This is a genomic window from Staphylococcus sp. HMSC062A01 (assembly GCF_001836805.1).
GTDB lineage: Bacteria > Bacillota > Bacilli > Staphylococcales > Staphylococcaceae > Staphylococcus > Staphylococcus haemolyticus.
On sequence record NZ_KV830621.1, the window covers coordinates 43,888 to 62,990 of the forward strand.

Genomic DNA, 19,103 nt, shown 5'->3' on the forward strand with positions numbered 1-19,103 from the left:
TTGCAAAGATACTTTATCAATCAAAACGCTGATGAAAGTCAGCGTTTTTTTATAACAAATAAAGAAGATATACATCATATTACTAATGTGATGAGAAATACAATTGGTAATCAGATTATTATAACATTTAAAGATAAAATAGTTTTCAAATCGGAAATTATTACTATTGAAAATGAGTCAATTGAAATTAAACTAATAGAGCAGATTGATATCAATTCAGAGTTACCAGTACAGGTTACTATATGTAGTGGATTAATTAAAGCCGATAAATATGAATGGCTAATTCAAAAAGCTACTGAATTAGGTGCTGATAGTTTTATAGCTGTAGAAATGGACAGATCTGTAGTAAAGCTTACCTCAAATAAAGTTCAAAAAAAATTAGAACGCTGGCAAAAGATTATTAAAGAGGCTGCTGAACAAAGCTATCGCTTAATTATTCCTAATATAATTTTTAAGTCGAATTTAAATGAGATTTATGATACTATTAATCATTATGACTATATCTTGTTAGCATACGAAGATGAAGCAAAACGTGGTGAAGTTAGTCTTTTTAAAGAAACCTTGAAGAAGTTTAAAACTAACGATCGTATTTTATTAATATTTGGTCCTGAAGGCGGCTTTTCAGAAAATGAAATCAATTTATTAAATGAAACGAGTTTCAATGTTGGTTTAGGACCTCGAATTTTACGGGCAGAAACGGCGCCACTTTACGCTTTAAGTGCTATCAGTTATGAAAATGAATTAATGGGGTGAATATTATGTCAACAGTTGCGTTTCACACATTAGGTTGCAAAGTAAACCATTATGAAACTGAAGCAATTTGGCAATTATTTAAAGACGCTGATTATGACAGAGTTGATTTTGAAACTAATGCAGACGTCTTCGTAATCAACACTTGTACAGTAACAAATACTGGAGATAAAAAAAGTAGACAAATAATTAGAAGAGCAATTCGACAAAATCCAGACGCAGTGGTATGTGTGACAGGGTGTTATGCTCAGACATCTTCTGCAGAAATCATGGAAATTCCTGGCGTAGATGTAGTGGTAGGTACACAGGATAGACATAAACTATTAGACTATATCCAACAATTCAGAGAAGAACGTCAACCAATCAATGGTGTTGGAAATATCATGAAAAATCGTACTTATGAAGAATTAGATGTACCATATTTTACTGATAGAACAAGAGCTTCACTGAAGATCCAAGAAGGGTGTAATAATTTCTGTACATTTTGTATCATACCATGGGCGCGTGGATTAATGCGTTCACGTGATCCAGAAAAAGTGGTTGAACAAGCTACTCAATTAGTTAACGCTGGTTATAAAGAAATTGTTTTAACTGGTATTCATACCGGTGGCTATGGTCAAGATTTAAAAGATTATAATTTGGCACAGTTACTCCGTGATTTAGAAGAAATTGATGGACTTGAACGAATTAGAATTTCTTCTATTGAAGCCAGTCAATTAACAGATGAGGTCATTGATGTTCTAAAACGTTCAAATAAAGTTGTTAGACATTTACATGTTCCATTACAATCAGGTTCAGATACTGTCTTAAAACGAATGAGACGTAAATATACTATGGAACATTTTTCAGAAAGAATCATGAAATTACATGATGCATTACCAGATTTAGCTGTTACAAGCGATGTTATAGTTGGATTTCCAGGTGAAACGGAAGAGGAATTTCAAGAAACTTATGATTTTATTGTTAAACACAAATTCTCTGAATTACATGTTTTCCCATATTCAGCTAGAATTGGTACACCTGCAGCTCGTATGGATGATCAAATTGATGAAACTATCAAAAATGAACGTGTGCATAAATTAATCACATTAAGTGATCAATTAGCTAAAGAATATGCCTCTAAATTTGAAGATGAAGTTTTAGAAGTTATTCCTGAAGAAGCTGGCGAGATAGAAGGAACATTGGTGGGGTATGCTGACAACTATATGAAAGTACAATTTGAAGGCAATGACTCTTTAATCGGTCAAATTGTAAAAGTAAAAATCGCTAAAGCTGATTATCCTATTAATACAGGTAAAGTCGTGAGAATTGTAGAACACGCAACGAACAAATCTGAAGAAGGCGTATTATTATAATTTTTAAAATTTATAATAATTTGGAATTGACCATAATAAATTCATATATTATACTAAGTAAAGCATAGTTGTATCCTACTATGCAATGACTTTAAAGTTCCGTTGATATTTGGAGGGAGGGAAATACAGATGTCTAAAACAGTAGTACGTAAAAATGAATCACTTGAAGATGCATTACGTAGATTTAAACGTTCAGTATCTAAAAGTGGTACTATCCAAGAAGTACGTAAACGTGAATTTTACGAAAAACCAAGTGTTAAACGTAAAAAGAAATCAGAAGCTGCACGTAAACGTAAATTCAAATAATTAATAACTCTGTTGACTCCCTCAACAAGAATATTAATTATATATATGCTCTCGATTAGTTAAACTAGTCGAGAGCTTTTTTATGTTAAAGATTCTACTATCACTATTATAACTAAGTTTATTCATGTATAATTGGAATTGAGAGCGAGGTGAAATTGTGACCTATTTCATTGCAATACATACAATTATCAATTCCATTTTAACCACTAATAATTTATTTAATAATTTATCCCAGTTCGTAACGAGTCCATTAATATCACTTATATTAACATGTATCATTTTTTTAGGCTTTTTATATCAATTGTATTCGAAGCGTATTAACTTTGCAGGAATTATTGCAATACTTGCACTTTTAATTCTCTTTCTCGGTTTTTTAATAAACGGTGATGTTAATCTGATTTCTGTATTGCTATTCTTCGTTGGAGCAATACTCGTTATTATTGAATTATTTGTCATTGGTGCGGTCATAGGTATTATTGGTATATCACTGATTATACTTAGCATAATAATGTTAGGAGATAACATTCTCTTGATGCTATTAAACGTTGTGATTGCGTCAATATTGGCAATTATTGAATGGGTGATATTAGTGAAATGGTTTAAAAGGAAAATTCCATTTTTAGATAAAGTTGTGTTAAAAGATTCTACTAATTCAGAAGCAGGATATAGATCTCACGATGATCGTTCTCATTTAGTTGGTCAAACAGCTCGTACTGTGACAGATTTAAGACCTGCAGGAATTATAACGCTTGATAATGAAAGAATAGATGCCGTATCAGATGGCGCTTTTATTTTAAGAAATAAAGAAGTTAAAATTCTTGAGGTAGAAGGATCTAGAGTCGTTGTTAGAGAGATTGAAAATACATAGAGGAGTGGTTAAATGTTTGGATTAGGCATTATAGTTATAGCAGTAATCATTGTCATTGCTTTACTAGTGTTATTCTCATTTGTCCCAGTAGGACTTTGGATATCAGCAATTGCTGCTGGAGTTAAAGTAGGTATTGGAACATTAGTAGGTATGAGATTACGTCGAGTATCACCGCGTAAGGTAATTGGTCCATTAATTAAAGCACATAAGGCAGGTTTGAACCTTACAACAAATCAATTAGAATCACATTACTTAGCGGGGGGTAATGTAGATAGAGTAGTCGATGCAAATATTGCTGCTCAACGTGCAGATATTAACTTACCATTCGAACGTGGTGCAGCTATTGACTTAGCTGGACGTGACGTTCTTGAGGCAGTTCAAATGTCTGTAAACCCTAAAGTAATTGAAACACCATTTATTACTGGTGTTGCAATGAACGGTATAGAAGTAAAAGCGAAAGCTAGAATTACTGTACGTGCAAACATCTCTCGTTTAGTTGGTGGTTCCGGAGAAGAAACAATCATTGCTCGTGTAGGTGAAGGTATTGTTTCTACTATTGGTTCAAGTGAGCATCATACACAAGTACTTGAGAACCCTGATAACATTTCTAAGACTGTCTTAAGTAAAGGTCTTGATTCAGGTACAGCCTTCGAAATTTTATCTATCGATATCGCTGACGTAGATATTGGCAAAAATATCGGTGCTGACTTACAAACAGAACAAGCACTTGCAGATAAGAATATTGCACAAGCTAAAGCTGAAGAACGTCGTGCTATGGCCGTAGCTTCTGAACAAGAAATGAAAGCGCGTGTTCAAGAAATGCGTGCTAAAGTGGTTGAAGCAGAATCTGAAGTTCCACTTGCGATGGCAGAAGCATTACGTGAAGGCAATTTGGGTGTCAAAGATTACTACAATTTAAAAAACGTAGAGGCTGACACTGGCATGAGAAATGCGATAAACAAACGTACTGAACAAAATGAAGATGAATCACCAAAGTAAAATTTAAGGGGTGATTAGATGAATATTGGTATTATAATTTTTATAATATCCATAATTGTTACAGGTATTAGTGCGATGAGGGATAAGAGTCATGAACAAAGAAAAAATCAAAGACCCCCTCAGCCAAAAAAGTCAACTTCTGACAAAAAAGAAACTCATGAAAAAGGTTTTTTTGAGCAAATTGAAGAAGCATTTAGTGAGTTAGAAAAGGAATTTACAAACGAAGATAAACCATCTAACAAACAAAAGAAAGATAAACAGCCTAACACAAAACGTGTTTATCAGGATCAAAAACTTGAAAAAGAAATCGAAAAAGAGAGCGTACCAGAGGAATTAGAGCGTTCTGCAAGGCAACGTGGTAGAGTTGAAAGAGAAACACGTCAATCTGCCAGTTCACGCGAGAGCAATAGAGACTCGAATAAACTTCAAAAAGAATTAGAAAAACAACTTGTAGACGATTTATATAACGTACGTACAGAAATCGACCGTGAAAAAGAAAAACACCTTTCTAGAATTGAAAATAAAGCAAGAACTATTATCAATGATAAAAATCTATCTGAACGTACCAAACGCTATAGATTAAAACAATTGTTAAATAGTAAAGCAATAGAACAAGATATGACACATCAAAGTTTTCAGTTTGATAATGATCCTGTTGTAAATGGTATTATATGGCAAGAAATTCTCAATAAACCTAAACAATTATAATTTGAAGAAATGTTATAATTTTATAATTAAAAATTATATTTAACCCGAATTTCATTTTTAAATGATTTTCGGGTTTTTTTATTTTATTAAAAAGAAAAGGCTCATATTATAATTTAATAAATCAGCACACAAAGCCAATTAAATTTGTATACTTTAACAGACTTTAGTAAAATTTAAATGAAAGTTAATTTACTAAACTTAATTAAGTTTTACTTTTTTGAAGATTAACAAATCATGTTTAATTTTTGAATTTTAAGTGAAACTAATATAATCAAAAGATTTTACATTGTTTAAGTGAAAAGGAGCGCTTGTATGCCAGGAATAATTCAAATAGACGATATTAACCATTCTCAAGCATTAATTGGTAATAATGATGAACATATTAATGCGATTGAGGAGGCATTTGATGTCGAAATACATGCTCGTGGCCAAGAAATAGCAGTTAAAGGTCAAAAAATAGAGCCTGTAGAAAAGTCAGAATTAGTTCTTAAAAATTTATTAAAAGTAATTGAAATGGGTAACACAATTACATTAAAAGATGTAGAAGTTGCAATAAAAATGGCTAAAAATGATACAATACATCACCTTATTGATTTATATGATGAAGAAATTACAAAAGATGCTTATGGAAAAACTATTAGAGCAAAAACTATGGGACAAAGACTATATGTTAATGCAATGAAGAATAATGACTTAGTCTTTGGCATTGGGCCTGCAGGTACTGGTAAAACTTTTTTAGCAGTGGTATATGCAGCTAAACAACTAAGAAAGGGCTCAGTAAAACGTATTGTATTAACAAGACCAGCTGTTGAAGCAGGAGAGTCTCTTGGATTTTTACCCGGTGATTTAAAAGAAAAAGTAGACCCTTATTTAAGACCTCTTTATGACGGATTAAACACTGTATTAGGAAGAGAACAAACAGCTCGATTTATAGAGAGAGGTACTATTGAAATTGCGCCTTTAGCCTATATGCGTGGTCGTACACTTGATGATGCGTTTGTGATTTTAGATGAAGCTCAAAATACAACGCATGCTCAAATGAAGATGTTCTTAACACGACTTGGGTTTGGTTCTAAAATGGTAGTAACAGGAGATCAAACTCAAATCGATTTACCAAAAGGTGTTAAAAGTGGACTAAAAGAAGCAGTCAAAAAATTACATGGTGTCAAAGGAATTAACATTATGCAATTAGATCAAAGTGATGTTGTAAGACACCCATTAGTAAGTAAAATAATTGATCGCTATGAAGGAGACATTTAAATGTTTACAATTGATTTTAATGATCATACAGACCTGGTAAATGAATCTTGGTATCATCAGATTGAAAATTTACTAAATTTTGCTAAAGAACAAGAGCAAATTAACGAGGATGCTGAACTTTCAGTCACATTCGTAGATAAAAATGAAATTCAAGAAATAAATAAAACTTATCGCGATAACGATAAAGTAACAGATGTTATTTCATTCGCTCTTGAAGAAGACGAACCAGAAATTGTTGGACTAGATATGCCTAGAGTTCTCGGTGATATTATTATCTGCACTAATGTAGCTGAAGAACAAGCTGACTCATACGGGCATTCATTTGAAAGAGAACTTGGATTTTTAGCGCTTCATGGATTTTTACATTTATTAGGTTATGATCATATGAATGAAGAAGATGAGAAAGAAATGTTTGGCCGTCAAGACACTATACTAAATGCATATGGATTGACTAGAGATTAAACATATTAAACGTTTTAAACATACGTATGATGGGTTAAAAACGCTTCTTCTAAAAGATCATAATTATTTACTACATATCATTATTGCTTTTATAACAATTATTTTAGGTTATATTTATCAATTGAGTGCTATAGAGTGGTTATTTATATTACTAGCCATCTTTTTAGTATTAACCTTAGAAGCTGTTAATACTGCAATTGAATGTGTAGTTGATTTGGTTACAATGGATTATCATGAACTTGCTAAACAGGCTAAAGATATTGCCGCATTTAGTGTTATGTTGGTATCAATATTTGCTTTAATAACTGGATTAGTTATATTTTTACCTCATATTTTCTAACTATAAAGGGGATGTTTAAATGACTTATCAATCACATTATTTTCAAGAAGCTAGAGAAGCTCAAAGCCGTGCGTATGTACCATACAGCAACTTTAAAGTAGGTGCTTATTTAAAGACCAAAGACGGCCGTACGTTCTATGGTGCTAATGTTGAAAATGCAGCTTACCCTGCTACCATTTGTGCTGAACGTTCTAGTTTAGTGGCCGCAATATCTGAAGGTTATCGACCTGGAGATTTTGAATCAATAACAGTAACTGTTGATTCTGAAAAACCGTCTTCTCCTTGCGGAACTTGTAGACAGGTACTTAAAGAATTATGCGATGATGATATGCCGGTATATATGACAAACCATAAAGGGGAATTACTTGAGTCAACTGTGGGAGATTTATTACCACATGGCTTTTCAGGAAAGGATTTAGAATAAATGACAGAACATAAGTCAGGATTTGTATCAATAATAGGAAGACCGAATGTAGGAAAATCTACATTTATGAATAGAGTTATTGGCCATAAAATTGCAATTATGTCCGACAAGGCTCAAACAACTCGAAATAAAATCCAAGGTGTAATGACTAGAAATGATGCACAAATCATATTTTTAGACACACCGGGTATTCATAAGCCTAAACACAAATTAGGTGATTATATGATGCGTGTTGCAAAAAATACTCTATCTGAAATTGATGCAATCATGTTCATGGTTAACGTTAATGAAGAAATCGGTCGTGGCGATGAATATATCATGGAAATGCTAAAGAATGTTAGGACGCCCGTTTTCTTAGTATTAAATAAAATCGATTTAGTTCATCCTGATGCTCTAATGCCAAGAATAGAACAATATCAAAAATACATGGATTTTACTGAAATCGTACCAATATCAGCTTTAGAAGGACTAAATGTTGACCATTTTATAGATGTGTTGAAAACATATTTACCTGAAGGTCCAAAATACTATCCAGATGATCAAATCTCAGATCACCCTGAACAGTTTGTTGTCAGTGAAATCATACGTGAGAAAATTTTACATTTAACTAGTGAAGAAATTCCGCATGCAATAGGCGTAAATGTAGATAGAATGATTAAAGAAAATGACGAGCGTGTTAGAGTTGAAGCTACTATTTTTGTTGAGAGAGATTCACAAAAAGGTATTGTTATCGGTAAAGGTGGCAAAAAACTAAAAGAAGTCGGTAAAAGAGCAAGACATGATATTGAAATGTTACTAGGCTCAAAAGTTTATTTGGAACTATGGGTAAAAGTTCAAAAAGATTGGCGAAATAAAGTTAATTTTATTCGTCAAATGGGATATATTGAAGATCAAGATTAAAAATATTTGATTTTAGAAAGGTCGTGAAACTATGCTCGAAAAACAAAAAGGTATCATCATAAAGTCCGTAGATTATGGAGAATCTGATAAAATTATTACAATATTAAACGAGCATGGTGCAAAAATACCATTAATGGTTAGACGAGCTAAAAAATCAAAAACAGGTTTGCAAGCCCATACGCAACTATTTGTGTATGGCTTATTTATTTATAATAAATGGAAAGGTATGGGTACATTAAGTTCAGTTGATGTTATCAATCAATATTATTATTTACGTTTAGATATATTTAATAGTAGTTATGCTACGTTATGTGCAGAGGCAATTGAACGTTCTATGGATAATGATGACATTTCACGGTTCCATTACCAACTTTTACACTTCGTACTCGAAAAGATTTCAAATGGTGATTCAGCTCAATTAATGTCAATTATAGTTCTTTTAAAATGTATGAATCGTTTTGGGTTTACAGCATTTTTTAATCACTCAGCTATTTCAAATAGCTTTGATCAATCAAAATTAGTTGCGTATAGTTTTGTATATGATGGAACTATTCTTGAATCAGAATTACACAAAGACCCACATGCCTTTCGAATATCTAACAAAACGTTATACTTATTAGATGTTTTACAAAAATTACCAATTGATAAAATGAATCAATTTAACATTAGCCAAGAAATATTAGATGAAATGTCAGAATTAATATTATTAATTTATAAAGAATATGCAGGCATGTACTTTAAAGGTCAAAAGCTAATTAACCAACTTAAACGTATACAATATTAATATCCAACAATACTCACACTTAAAACCCCACCACAAAGAAATTTGAGGTGGGGTTAGTACTAATTATTCACATTTTATTAGAATGCCACTTTTTCAGCTAAAAATGTTTCTAACTCTGAAATAGGCATACGCACTTGTTCCATTGAATCACGGTCACGTACTGTAACTTGATTATCTTCTAATGAGTCAAAATCAAATGTAATACAATAAGGTGTACCAATTTCATCTTGTCTACGGTAACGTTTACCAATTGATTGAGACTCGTCAAAATCAATTGCAAATTTAGAACTTAATTGTTCGAAAATCTTAATAGCTTCTTCAGATAATTTTTTACTTAATGGTAAAACAGCGGCTTTATAAGGTGCTAGAGCAGGGTGGAAATGCATCACTGTACGTGCATCTTTGCTTCCTTCAACACCTTCTTCTTCATATGCATCACATAAGAATGCTAATGTAACACGATCAGCACCAAGAGATGGTTCAACACAGTATGGAACATACTTTTCGTTTGTTTCAGGGTCGTGATATTTAAAGTCTTCACCTGAATGTTCACTATGTTTTTTCAAGTCAAAGTCAGTACGGCTTGCGATACCCCATAATTCACCCCAACCAAATGGGAAACGATATTCGATATCTGTCGTAGCATTAGAGTAATGAGATAACTCTTCTTCGTCATGGTCACGTAATCTCATGTTTTCTTCATTGATATTTAAATCTTTTAACCATTGACTAGCAAATGTTTTCCAATAATTTTGCCATTCAATTTCTTCACCTGGTTTACAGAAGAATTCCAATTCCATTTGTTCGAATTCTCTAGTTCTGAAGATGAAGTTTCCTGGTGTAATTTCATTACGGAAAGACTTACCAATTTGACCAATACCAAATGGTAATTTTTTACGCATAGAACGTTGCACGTTTTTGTAATTCACAAAAATACCTTGTGCAGTTTCTGGTCTTAAGAAAATTTCATTTGTAGAATCTTCTGTAACACCTTGGAATGTTTTAAACATAAGATTAAATTGACGAATATCTGTCCAATTAGCAGTTCCACTTACCGGGCACACAATACCTTCATCATCAATAATACGTTTCATTTCATCGAAACTCAAACCATCAGCGATAAAGTTTTCGTCGCCTTTTTCTTTTTGCATGTAATCTTCAATTAATTTATCTGCACGATAACGAATCTTACTATCTTTATTGTCAATCATAGGATCATTAAAGTTACCTAAGTGACCTGAAGCTTCCCAAGTTTTAGGATTCATTAAAATTGCAGCATCAATACCAACATTAAATGGTGATTGAGTTATGAACTTCTGCCACCATGCTTTTTTCACGTTATTTTTTAATTCAACACCTAATGGGCCATAATCCCATGTGTTTGATAATCCACCATAAATATCACTACCAGGAAATACAAATCCTCTGTGTTTCGCTAATGATACAATTGTTTCCATATCTTTAACCATATAATCTCTCCTTATTTAATACATAAAAACGCCCCAAGACAATAAATAAATGTATTAATTACATTTATCATTATCTTGGGACGAGTTAATTTATTTTACTATATTATTTTAATATAGTTGATACCTTAATAACCCGCGGTTCCACCCAAATTAGTGTAGCCACTCTCTTTTATAAAGTTTTAATATTAGCCAAATTAAAATTGTTAAGCTTACACCATCCTTAACTCGCTTACTATTAGTTTAATAGATTGATTATTTAATAGCAAGAAATTATATGTATTTGTAGCTACATAAATAAATAGGTATAATAGACGTGAATAAAAAAGGGGTGAAGACCTATAGAACTTAGTAAAAGACAAGAGCAAATCATTGAAATAGTCAAAAGCGGTGGACCCATCACTGGAGAACACATTGCCGAAAAATTAGATTTAACGCGTGCTACTCTAAGACCTGACCTAGCAATTTTAACTATGTCCGGTTTTTTAGAAGCTAGACCTCGAGTTGGTTATTATTATTCAGGAAAATCAAAAAACAAATTAATGACCGATAAATTACGCCAATATGTTGTTAAAGACTATATGTCTCCACCAGTCATTGTAAAAGAAGATATGACTGTTTATGATGCTATTTGTACCATCTTTTTAGAAGACGCAGGTACTTTATTCATTACAAATGAGCATAATGATTTTATAGGCGTTTGTTCAAGAAAGGATTTGTTACGAGCATCTATGATTGGAGAGGATATTCATACAATGCCTATCAGTGTAAACATGTCTAGAATGCCTAACTTAACTTATTTAGAAGAAGATGAACTTATTATATATGCTGCAGATCAAATGATAGAGAAAGAAATCGACTCAATACCCATTGTAAAAAATAAAGGTAATAATAAATATCAAGTCACTGGTAGAATTTCAAAAACAACAATTGCAAAATTATTTGTATCATTATTTAAAGAATAGGTGGTAGAACGATGGAAAATATAAAGATAATCATCGCTTCTGATTCAATTGGAGAAACTGCTGAATTAGTAACAAGAGCATGTATTTCTCAATTCAATCCAAAGGAATGTAAACATGAATTTTTAAGGTATCCTTATATCGAGACAAAAGAGGACATTGATGAAGTTATTCAAGTAGCAAATGACAGAAATGCAATTATAGTTTATACGTTAGTTAAACCAGAAATGAAAACATATATGGAAAGTAAGATAGGTACTAATAAGTTACGTTCTATTGATATTATGGGACCATTAATGGGCTATTTAAAAGATGCTTTTGAAGAGAATCCATATAATCAACCTGGTAGAGTCCATCGTTTAGATGACGCTTATTTTAAGAAAATTGATGCGATTGAGTTTGCGGTAAAATATGATGATGGAAAAGACCCTAAAGGATTACCTAAAGCGGATATAGTATTAATTGGTGTTTCAAGAACATCAAAAACTCCTTTATCTCAATATTTAGCCCATAAAAGTTATAAAGTGATGAACGTTCCAATTGTACCTGAAGTAACCCCACCGGACATGTTATTTGACATTGACTCATCAAAATGCATCGCTTTAAGAATTAGTGAAGAAAAATTAAATCGTATTAGAAAACAACGTTTGAAACAGCTTGGATTAGGTGATTCAGCAAGATACGCTAATGAAATACGTATTAAAGAAGAGATTAAATACTTCGAAGATATCGTAGACAGAATTGGATGTGCAGTCATTGATGTATCTGATAAAGCAATTGAAGAAACAGCTAATGATGTTATTAATATAATCGAAAGTCAATCAAAATAGTTTTAATTTATCTTTAGACAAAGTATAATATTATGACTACAATTTATAGGTGATATATATTGCGTATTGAACAATCAGTAATTAATGAAATTAAAGATAAGACCGATATTTTGGATCTAGTAAGTGAATATGTAAAATTAGAAAAAAGAGGACGCAATTACATTGGTTTGTGTCCTTTTCATGATGAGAAGACTCCTTCGTTTACTGTATCTGAAGATAAACAAATTTGTCATTGCTTTGGTTGTAAAAAAGGTGGTAATGTCTTTCAATTTACTCAAGAGATAAAAGATTTATCATTTGTAGAGGCTGTAAAAGATCTAGGAGAAAGAATTAACATTTCAGTTGATATTGGTAATAGTAGTGACTATACAAGTCAAATAGCATCGAATGATTTAACAATGATTGAGATGCATGAATTAATGCTTGAATATTATCAATATGCTTTACTTAAGACAGTAGAAGGTGAAGAGGCATTAAATTATCTAAAAAAACGTGGTTTTACTGAAGAACTTATTAAATCACGTGGTATTGGTTATGCGCCTAATCATACTCACTTTTGTCATGACTTTTTACAACAAAAAGGTTATGATATAGAACTCGCGTACGAAGCTGGTCTTTTATCACGAAATGAAGAAAATTTCAGCTATTTTGATAGGTTTAGAGATCGCATTATGTTCCCTTTAAATAATGCTCAGGGTCGTATTGTGGGCTATTCAGGTAGAACATATAATAATCAAGAACCTAAATATTTAAACAGTCCGGAAACACCCATATTTCAAAAGAGAAGATTATTATATAATCTTGATAATGCTAGAAAGCATATACGAAAAAATGATGAAGCCATTTTATTAGAAGGATTTATGGATGTAATTAAATCAGATTCATCAGGACTAAAACCGGTCATTGCAAGTATGGGAACAGCTATATCAGATGAACACATTACTGTTCTAAAAAAATTAACATCTCATATTACTCTAATGTTTGATGGTGATTTCGCTGGTCAAGAAGCAACAATTAAAACTGGGCAACACCTTTTACAACAAGGATTTAATGTTTTTGTGGTTCAATTACCTAAAGATATGGATCCAGATGAGTATATAACTAAATATGGTAATGAAAAATTTCTTGAATATGTAAATAATGAAAAGAAATCATTTATCATTTATAAAGTAAATAAACACAAAGATGAAATTGCTAATAATGACTTAGCTTATGAACGTTATCTTAAAGAAGTTACCCAAGATATTGCATTAATGAATTCTCAAATTTTGCAGAATAAGATAATCAAAGATGTAGCACATATATTTAATGTTGATTCTAATACTCTAAATAGCAATGTGTTGAATCAACAACAATATATTCCTAGCGAACCTCATTTTAACGATTATCAATCATATGATAGTGAAATACAAAATAATACAAATAATTTATTTAGTCATTTATCAAAACATGAAAGTGCTGAAAGAGCCTTACTTAAACATTTTATGAATGATAAAGACTTATTCTTAAATTATCATAAGCATCTTGAGAGTGGTGACTTTGATAATCAATTTTTCAAACGTATATATAGTGTTTTAGAAGATTTTTACGCTGAAAATGACAGTTATACAATTAGCGATATGATACTTTACACAGATAATGATAATTTGAGAGATGCAATTATCGCTTTGGATAATTATGATTTAAATCAAGAGCCTTATGATAGTGAAATAGAAGATTACATGAATGTCATCAATGAATCAAAGTATGGAGATACACTTGAAGAATTAAATCATAAATTACGTGAAGCGTCACGGATAGGCGACGTAGAATTGCAAAAATATTATTTGGAACAAATCGTTAATAAAAATAAAGCTCGTATGTAACTATTACTATAAAAACTGCTATAAAATTGCATACTTTAATAAATCATATAAATAGTATTTCTATTTAATAACCATTATTGTATAATGGTTATTATGCGTTTTTAACGGGTAGATATGGAATATAAGTAATATTTAATTAATGTGATGTCGTTTAAATATAATTGATATTAAACATTCAAATATTGAATATGAAATGTTACCATTATTATGAATTTTTATTAATACTTTTCTTATTATATTGAAATATTATATAATTAAATATCTTGTTTGAAAGCAAATATTACTATTGGGAGGCCTTTTCATGTCTGATAACCAAGTTAAAATTAAAAAACAAACAATAGATCCGACATTAACATTAGAAGATGTTAAGAAACAATTAATCGATAAAGGTAAAAAGGAAGGTCACCTTAGTCATGAGGAAATAGCCGAAAAATTGCAAAATTTCGATATGGATTCTGATCAAATGGATGATTTCTTTGACCAATTAAATGATAATGATATTAGTTTAGTAAATGAGAAAGATAGCTCAGATACTGATGAAAAATTAAACCCAAATGATTTAAGTGCCCCTCCAGGTGTCAAAATTAATGATCCTGTAAGAATGTACTTAAAAGAAATTGGCCGAGTTAATCTACTAAGTGCTCAAGAAGAAATTGAATTAGCTAAACGAATTGAGCAAGGTGATGAGATTGCTAAGTCTAGGTTAGCTGAAGCTAATTTACGACTAGTTGTAAGTATCGCAAAAAGATATGTTGGACGTGGCATGTTATTCCTTGATTTAATTCAAGAGGGCAACATGGGATTAATAAAAGCTGTTGAGAAATTTGATTTTAGCAAAGGATTTAAATTCTCCACTTATGCAACTTGGTGGATTCGACAAGCAATTACAAGAGCGATTGCCGACCAAGCACGTACAATTAGAATTCCAGTCCACATGGTTGAAACAATTAATAAGTTAATACGTGTTCAAAGACAATTATTACAAGATTTAGGTCGTGATCCTGCACCTGAAGAAATCGGAGAAGAGATGGATTTACCTCCAGAAAAAGTACGTGAAATTCTTAAAATTGCTCAAGAACCAGTATCATTAGAAACGCCAATAGGTGAGGAAGATGATAGTCATTTAGGTGACTTCATTGAAGACCAAGAGGCGCAAAGTCCATCTGACCATGCAGCTTACGAACTTTTAAAAGAACAATTAGAAGATGTTTTAGATACGCTTACTGACCGTGAAGAAAATGTTTTACGCTTAAGATTTGGTTTAGACGATGGTCGAACAAGAACACTTGAAGAAGTTGGTAAAGTCTTTGGTGTTACACGTGAAAGAATTCGTCAAATTGAAGCAAAAGCACTAAGAAAACTTAGACACCCAAGTCGAAGTAAGAGATTAAAGGACTTTATGGATTAATTTTAATAATTCGAGTTAAAACTTTATTTATTTTCAATGCTCATAGAGTAATTAATGTTTAAAATTTTGAAATATTCATTTCAATTAATTAGTTAATTTGTAGCATTTACTAATTAATGATTCTATTATCTACCATGATAATTCAATTTCATTTTAAACGTTACTATATTGAGCTAAAGAGAATTTTAGGCTGAGACACTTAACTTTGTCCCAGTCTCTTTTTATAGTAAAGGAGATACCTATGATAACTTTAAATCAAAGATTAACCTCTGTTTGCAATTACCTTGTTCCTGGAAAATTGGCTGACATTGGTTCTGACCATGCATATCTTCCAATTTATGCAATTCAAAATAATTTAATCTCTAGTGCTATTGCTGGGGAAGTTATTAAAGGTCCATATGAAGCAGCAAAAAAAAATGTATTAGTAAATCAACTTAATGATGTAATTGATGTTCGATTAGGGGATGGATTGAGTGTTATAAGCAAAAGCGAATCAATACAGAATATAACTATTTGTGGTATGGGCGGTCCGTTAATTGCTAAAATATTAAAAGAAGGAAAAGAGCATCTAGTTCAAGGCCCTAGACTAGTTCTTCAAAGTAACATTCAGACTGAAGCATTAAGATATACTTTAATGTCTATCAACTATCACATTGTTGATGAGATTATTATGGAAGAAAAAGGACATATTTACGAAATAGTTGTAGCTGAATACAATACTAATAGTGAAAATTTGAATAATAAAGAATTAAAATTTGGACCTAAGCTATTACAAAAGAAAAATGAAATTTTTTATAAGAAATGGAATCATGAATTAGAAGCACTTAAACATATTCGCAATCAATTGAATTCAGAATCACATCATGAGAGACTTAAAGAAATAGAGAATGATATATCATTAATTACTGAGGTGTTAAATTATGAAGATTAAAGAGTTAATGTCTATTGTTGATAATCACGTTCCTCTCAAAACAGCAGAAAGTTGGGACAACGTTGGATTACTTATAGGTAATAATGAATCTGAAATCAATGGTATTTTAACTACTCTGGATTGTACCGACTCAATTGTTAACCAAGCAATAGATAATGGTTACAACACGATTATCGCTCATCATCCACTCATTTTTAAGGGAGTAAAATCAATTATTGATGATGGTTATGGACAATTAATTCAAAAAATTATTCGTCATGATATTAACCTCATTGCTCTACACACGAACCTTGATAACCACGTTAATGGTGTAAACCAAATGCTAGCTAATAAATTAAAGTTAAACAATATACAATTTTTAACACAAGAAAATGAAACCTATTTTAAAGTTCAGACTTATATACCTAAGGAAAATATAGAAACCTTTAAAAATAGCCTTGATCAAGTAGGACTTGCAAAAGAAGGTAATTATGAATATTGTTTTTATGAAACTGAGGGTCGCGGTCAGTTCAAACCTGTAGGTGAAGCTAAACCATATTTAGGTCAAATAAACAATATTGAATACGTGAACGAAGTTAAAATTGAATTTATGATTAAAGATAGTCAATATGAATTAGCTGAAAAAGCAATTATTAGCAACCATCCTTATGAAACGCCAGTTTATGATTTTATTAAAATGACTAAAACTGCTAATTATGGACTTGGTAAAATCGGGAATATGGAAGAAGCAATGCCATTAGCTGAATTTGTGAAATTTGTGAAAAAGCAGCTTGATATACCTAGTGTTAGATATACTGGTGATTCTGGTAAACTCATTCGAAATGTAGCAATTATTGGTGGCTCTGGAATTGGATTTGAATCACTTGCCTTCAATAAGGGTGCTGATATCTTTATAACAGGGGACGTTAAACACCATGATGCACTTGATGCACAGACTAACGGCATAACCATTTTAGATATTAATCATTATAGTGAATATGTAATGAGAGAGGGACTTAAAGATTTATTGAAGCATTGGTTAAATACTGAAAATGTAAACTTCCCAATTGAAGCTTCTAATATTAATACAGACCCATTCAAATATAGCTAAAAAAATTTAATCAACATCAATTGAATATTTTAAGGAGGCCTAATCGATGGCAACTCATCCATTTGAGTTATTTAATTTAGACTCAAAACTTATAGAAGCAATTAAAGATTTAAAATTTGAAAAACCAACTGAAATTCAAAATAGAATAATTCCTAGAATTAAAAAAGGAGTTAATTTAATAGGTCAATCTCAAACAGGTACAGGGAAATCGCATGCATTTTTATTACCGTTAATGGATAAAATAGACGTTGAAAATAAAGAACCTCAATCTATCGTGGTGGCACCTACAAGAGAATTAGCACAACAGTTATATTATGCAGCAAGCCATCTAGCTACTTTTAAACAGGGCGTTAAAGTTAGTTTGTTTATTGGTGGTACAGATATTGAAAAAGATAGACAGCGTACAAGTAATCAACCGCAATTAGTAATAGGAACACCAACTAGAATTAATGATTTAGCTCAAAATGGTCATTTACATGCGCACTTAGCATCTTATCTTATAGTGGATGAAGCTGATTTAATGATTGATTTAGGATTAATTGAAGATGTAGATTTAATTGCATCACGCCTTGATGAAAATGCACATATAGCTGTCTTCAGTGCTACTATACCTAAATCCTTACAACCATTTTTAAATAAATATCTTAGTAATCCTGAGTATGTAGAAGTTGATTCTAAATCTCAAAATAAAAAAAATATCGAATTTTATCTAATTCCAACTAAAGGTACTGAAAAAGTAGATAAAACACTTCAATTAATTAATATTTTAAATCCGTACTTATGTATTGTATTTTGTAATAGTAGAGATAATGCGGATGAATTAGCTAATTCATTAAATGCAGCCGGTATTAAAGTTGGCATGATACACGGTGGTTTAACACCTAGAGAGCGTAAGCAACAAATGAAACGTATACGTAATTTAGAATTTCAATTTGTTATCGCAAGTGATTTAGCTTCTCGAGGTATAGACATTGAAGGCGTTAGTCATGTTATTAATTTTGACGTACCTAAAGATATTGACTTCTTTACACACCGTGTGGGTAGAACAGGTAGAGGTAATTATAGAGGTGTGGCAATAACACTTTATAGTCCGGATGAAGAACATTTAATCACACTAATTGAAGATAAAGGCTACCATTTTGAAAATGTTGATGTGAAAAATAATGAATTAACACCAATTAAAGCACATAATACTCGACGTAAGCGTGTAAGAAAAGACGATCACTTAACGAACGAAGTAAAACATAAAGTGCGAAGTAAGACTAAAAATAAAGTCAAACCAGGTTATAAAAAGAAATTCAAACAAGAAGTCGAAAGAATGAAGAGACAAGAAAGAAAACAATTTAGTAAAAGACAAAATAGACAACAACGAAAAAATAATAAAAAGGGTTAGGT

20 protein-coding genes are annotated in these 19,103 nt (G+C 31.4%); 19 read left to right on the forward strand and 1 reads right to left on the reverse strand.

Annotated elements, in window-relative coordinates; genetic code table 11:
• From HMPREF2715_RS05535 to recO, 12 genes are all read left to right on the forward strand, one after another.
• Positions 1-753, forward strand: a complete 753-nt coding sequence (locus HMPREF2715_RS05535) for a 16S rRNA (uracil(1498)-N(3))-methyltransferase (RefSeq protein WP_070441051.1) — start codon at positions 1-3, stop codon at positions 751-753.
• Between the two features lie 5 nt (positions 754-758).
• Complete coding sequence (mtaB, locus tag HMPREF2715_RS05540) at positions 759-2,105, forward strand: tRNA (N(6)-L-threonylcarbamoyladenosine(37)-C(2))-methylthiotransferase MtaB (protein ID WP_070441048.1); 1,347 nt, start codon at positions 759-761, stop codon at positions 2,103-2,105.
• A gap of 129 nt (positions 2,106-2,234) precedes the next feature.
• Positions 2,235-2,411, forward strand: coding sequence for a 30S ribosomal protein S21 (gene rpsU, locus HMPREF2715_RS05545; RefSeq protein ID WP_000048060.1), 177 nt, complete (start codon positions 2,235-2,237; stop codon positions 2,409-2,411).
• A 196-nt stretch (positions 2,412-2,607) separates the two neighbouring features.
• The gene (locus HMPREF2715_RS05550) at positions 2,608-3,279 is read left to right on the forward strand and encodes an NfeD family protein (RefSeq protein WP_370591693.1); all 672 of its coding nucleotides are present in this window, start codon (positions 2,608-2,610) and stop codon (positions 3,277-3,279) included.
• Positions 3,280-3,291: 12 nt separating this feature from the next.
• The gene (floA, locus tag HMPREF2715_RS05555; RefSeq protein WP_011275639.1) at positions 3,292-4,278 is read left to right on the forward strand and encodes a flotillin-like protein FloA; all 987 of its coding nucleotides are present in this window, start codon (positions 3,292-3,294) and stop codon (positions 4,276-4,278) included.
• 18 nt (positions 4,279-4,296) lie between these two features.
• Positions 4,297-4,986: a hypothetical protein gene (locus HMPREF2715_RS05560; protein ID WP_070581589.1), complete on the forward strand. Its 690-nt coding sequence runs from the start codon at positions 4,297-4,299 to the stop codon at positions 4,984-4,986.
• A 312-nt stretch (positions 4,987-5,298) separates the two neighbouring features.
• Positions 5,299-6,246, forward strand: coding sequence for a PhoH family protein (locus HMPREF2715_RS05565; RefSeq protein ID WP_070581590.1), 948 nt, complete (start codon positions 5,299-5,301; stop codon positions 6,244-6,246).
• Positions 6,247-6,708 carry an rRNA maturation RNase YbeY gene (gene ybeY / locus HMPREF2715_RS05570; protein ID WP_070441039.1) on the forward strand — a complete coding sequence of 154 codons (462 nt, stop codon included), beginning with the start codon at positions 6,247-6,249 and terminating at the stop codon, positions 6,706-6,708.
• A gap of 4 nt (positions 6,709-6,712) precedes the next feature.
• Positions 6,713-7,048, forward strand: coding sequence for a diacylglycerol kinase family protein (locus HMPREF2715_RS05575; RefSeq protein ID WP_037536612.1), 336 nt, complete (start codon positions 6,713-6,715; stop codon positions 7,046-7,048).
• Between the two features lie 19 nt (positions 7,049-7,067).
• Positions 7,068-7,472 (forward strand): cytidine deaminase, encoded by a 405-nt coding sequence (gene cdd, locus HMPREF2715_RS05580; RefSeq protein ID WP_011275644.1) that lies wholly within the window; start codon positions 7,068-7,070, stop codon positions 7,470-7,472.
• A complete protein-coding gene (gene era, locus HMPREF2715_RS05585; RefSeq protein ID WP_070581591.1) occupies positions 7,473-8,372 on the forward strand; it encodes a GTPase Era in 900 nt (299 codons plus the stop codon).
• A 31-nt stretch (positions 8,373-8,403) separates the two neighbouring features.
• A complete protein-coding gene (recO, locus tag HMPREF2715_RS05590; protein WP_070839596.1) occupies positions 8,404-9,156 on the forward strand; it encodes a DNA repair protein RecO in 753 nt (250 codons plus the stop codon).
• Between the two features lie 77 nt (positions 9,157-9,233).
• Here the strand turns inward: recO and HMPREF2715_RS05595 are convergent, their stop codons facing one another.
• On the reverse strand, positions 9,234-10,625 hold the full coding sequence (locus HMPREF2715_RS05595; RefSeq protein ID WP_070581592.1) for a glycine--tRNA ligase: 1,392 nt from the start codon (positions 10,623-10,625) through the stop codon (positions 9,234-9,236).
• 338 nt (positions 10,626-10,963) lie between these two features.
• On the opposite strand from HMPREF2715_RS05595, the gene HMPREF2715_RS05600 reads away from it, so the two are divergent.
• The 7 genes from HMPREF2715_RS05600 (at position 10,964) to HMPREF2715_RS05630 (ending at position 19,101) form a co-directional block, all read left to right on the forward strand.
• Positions 10,964-11,587: a transcriptional regulator CcpN gene (locus tag HMPREF2715_RS05600; RefSeq protein ID WP_075140644.1), complete on the forward strand. Its 624-nt coding sequence runs from the start codon at positions 10,964-10,966 to the stop codon at positions 11,585-11,587.
• Between the two features lie 11 nt (positions 11,588-11,598).
• On the forward strand, positions 11,599-12,414 hold the full coding sequence (locus HMPREF2715_RS05605; protein WP_070441027.1) for a pyruvate, water dikinase regulatory protein: 816 nt from the start codon (positions 11,599-11,601) through the stop codon (positions 12,412-12,414).
• Between the two features lie 59 nt (positions 12,415-12,473).
• Complete coding sequence (gene dnaG, locus HMPREF2715_RS05610; protein WP_070581593.1) at positions 12,474-14,279, forward strand: DNA primase; 1,806 nt, start codon at positions 12,474-12,476, stop codon at positions 14,277-14,279.
• Between the two features lie 301 nt (positions 14,280-14,580).
• Complete coding sequence (gene rpoD / locus HMPREF2715_RS05615; protein ID WP_011275651.1) at positions 14,581-15,687, forward strand: RNA polymerase sigma factor RpoD; 1,107 nt, start codon at positions 14,581-14,583, stop codon at positions 15,685-15,687.
• Between the two features lie 241 nt (positions 15,688-15,928).
• On the forward strand, positions 15,929-16,618 hold the full coding sequence (locus HMPREF2715_RS05620; protein WP_070581595.1) for a tRNA (adenine(22)-N(1))-methyltransferase: 690 nt from the start codon (positions 15,929-15,931) through the stop codon (positions 16,616-16,618).
• On the forward strand, positions 16,608-17,708 hold the full coding sequence (locus tag HMPREF2715_RS05625; protein ID WP_070581596.1) for a Nif3-like dinuclear metal center hexameric protein: 1,101 nt from the start codon (positions 16,608-16,610) through the stop codon (positions 17,706-17,708). The genes HMPREF2715_RS05620 and HMPREF2715_RS05625 overlap by 11 nt, the downstream gene beginning before the upstream one ends.
• A 46-nt stretch (positions 17,709-17,754) precedes the next feature.
• Positions 17,755-19,101, forward strand: coding sequence for a DEAD/DEAH box helicase (locus HMPREF2715_RS05630; protein ID WP_070839599.1), 1,347 nt, complete (start codon positions 17,755-17,757; stop codon positions 19,099-19,101).
• Positions 19,102-19,103: the final 2 nt, after the last annotated feature.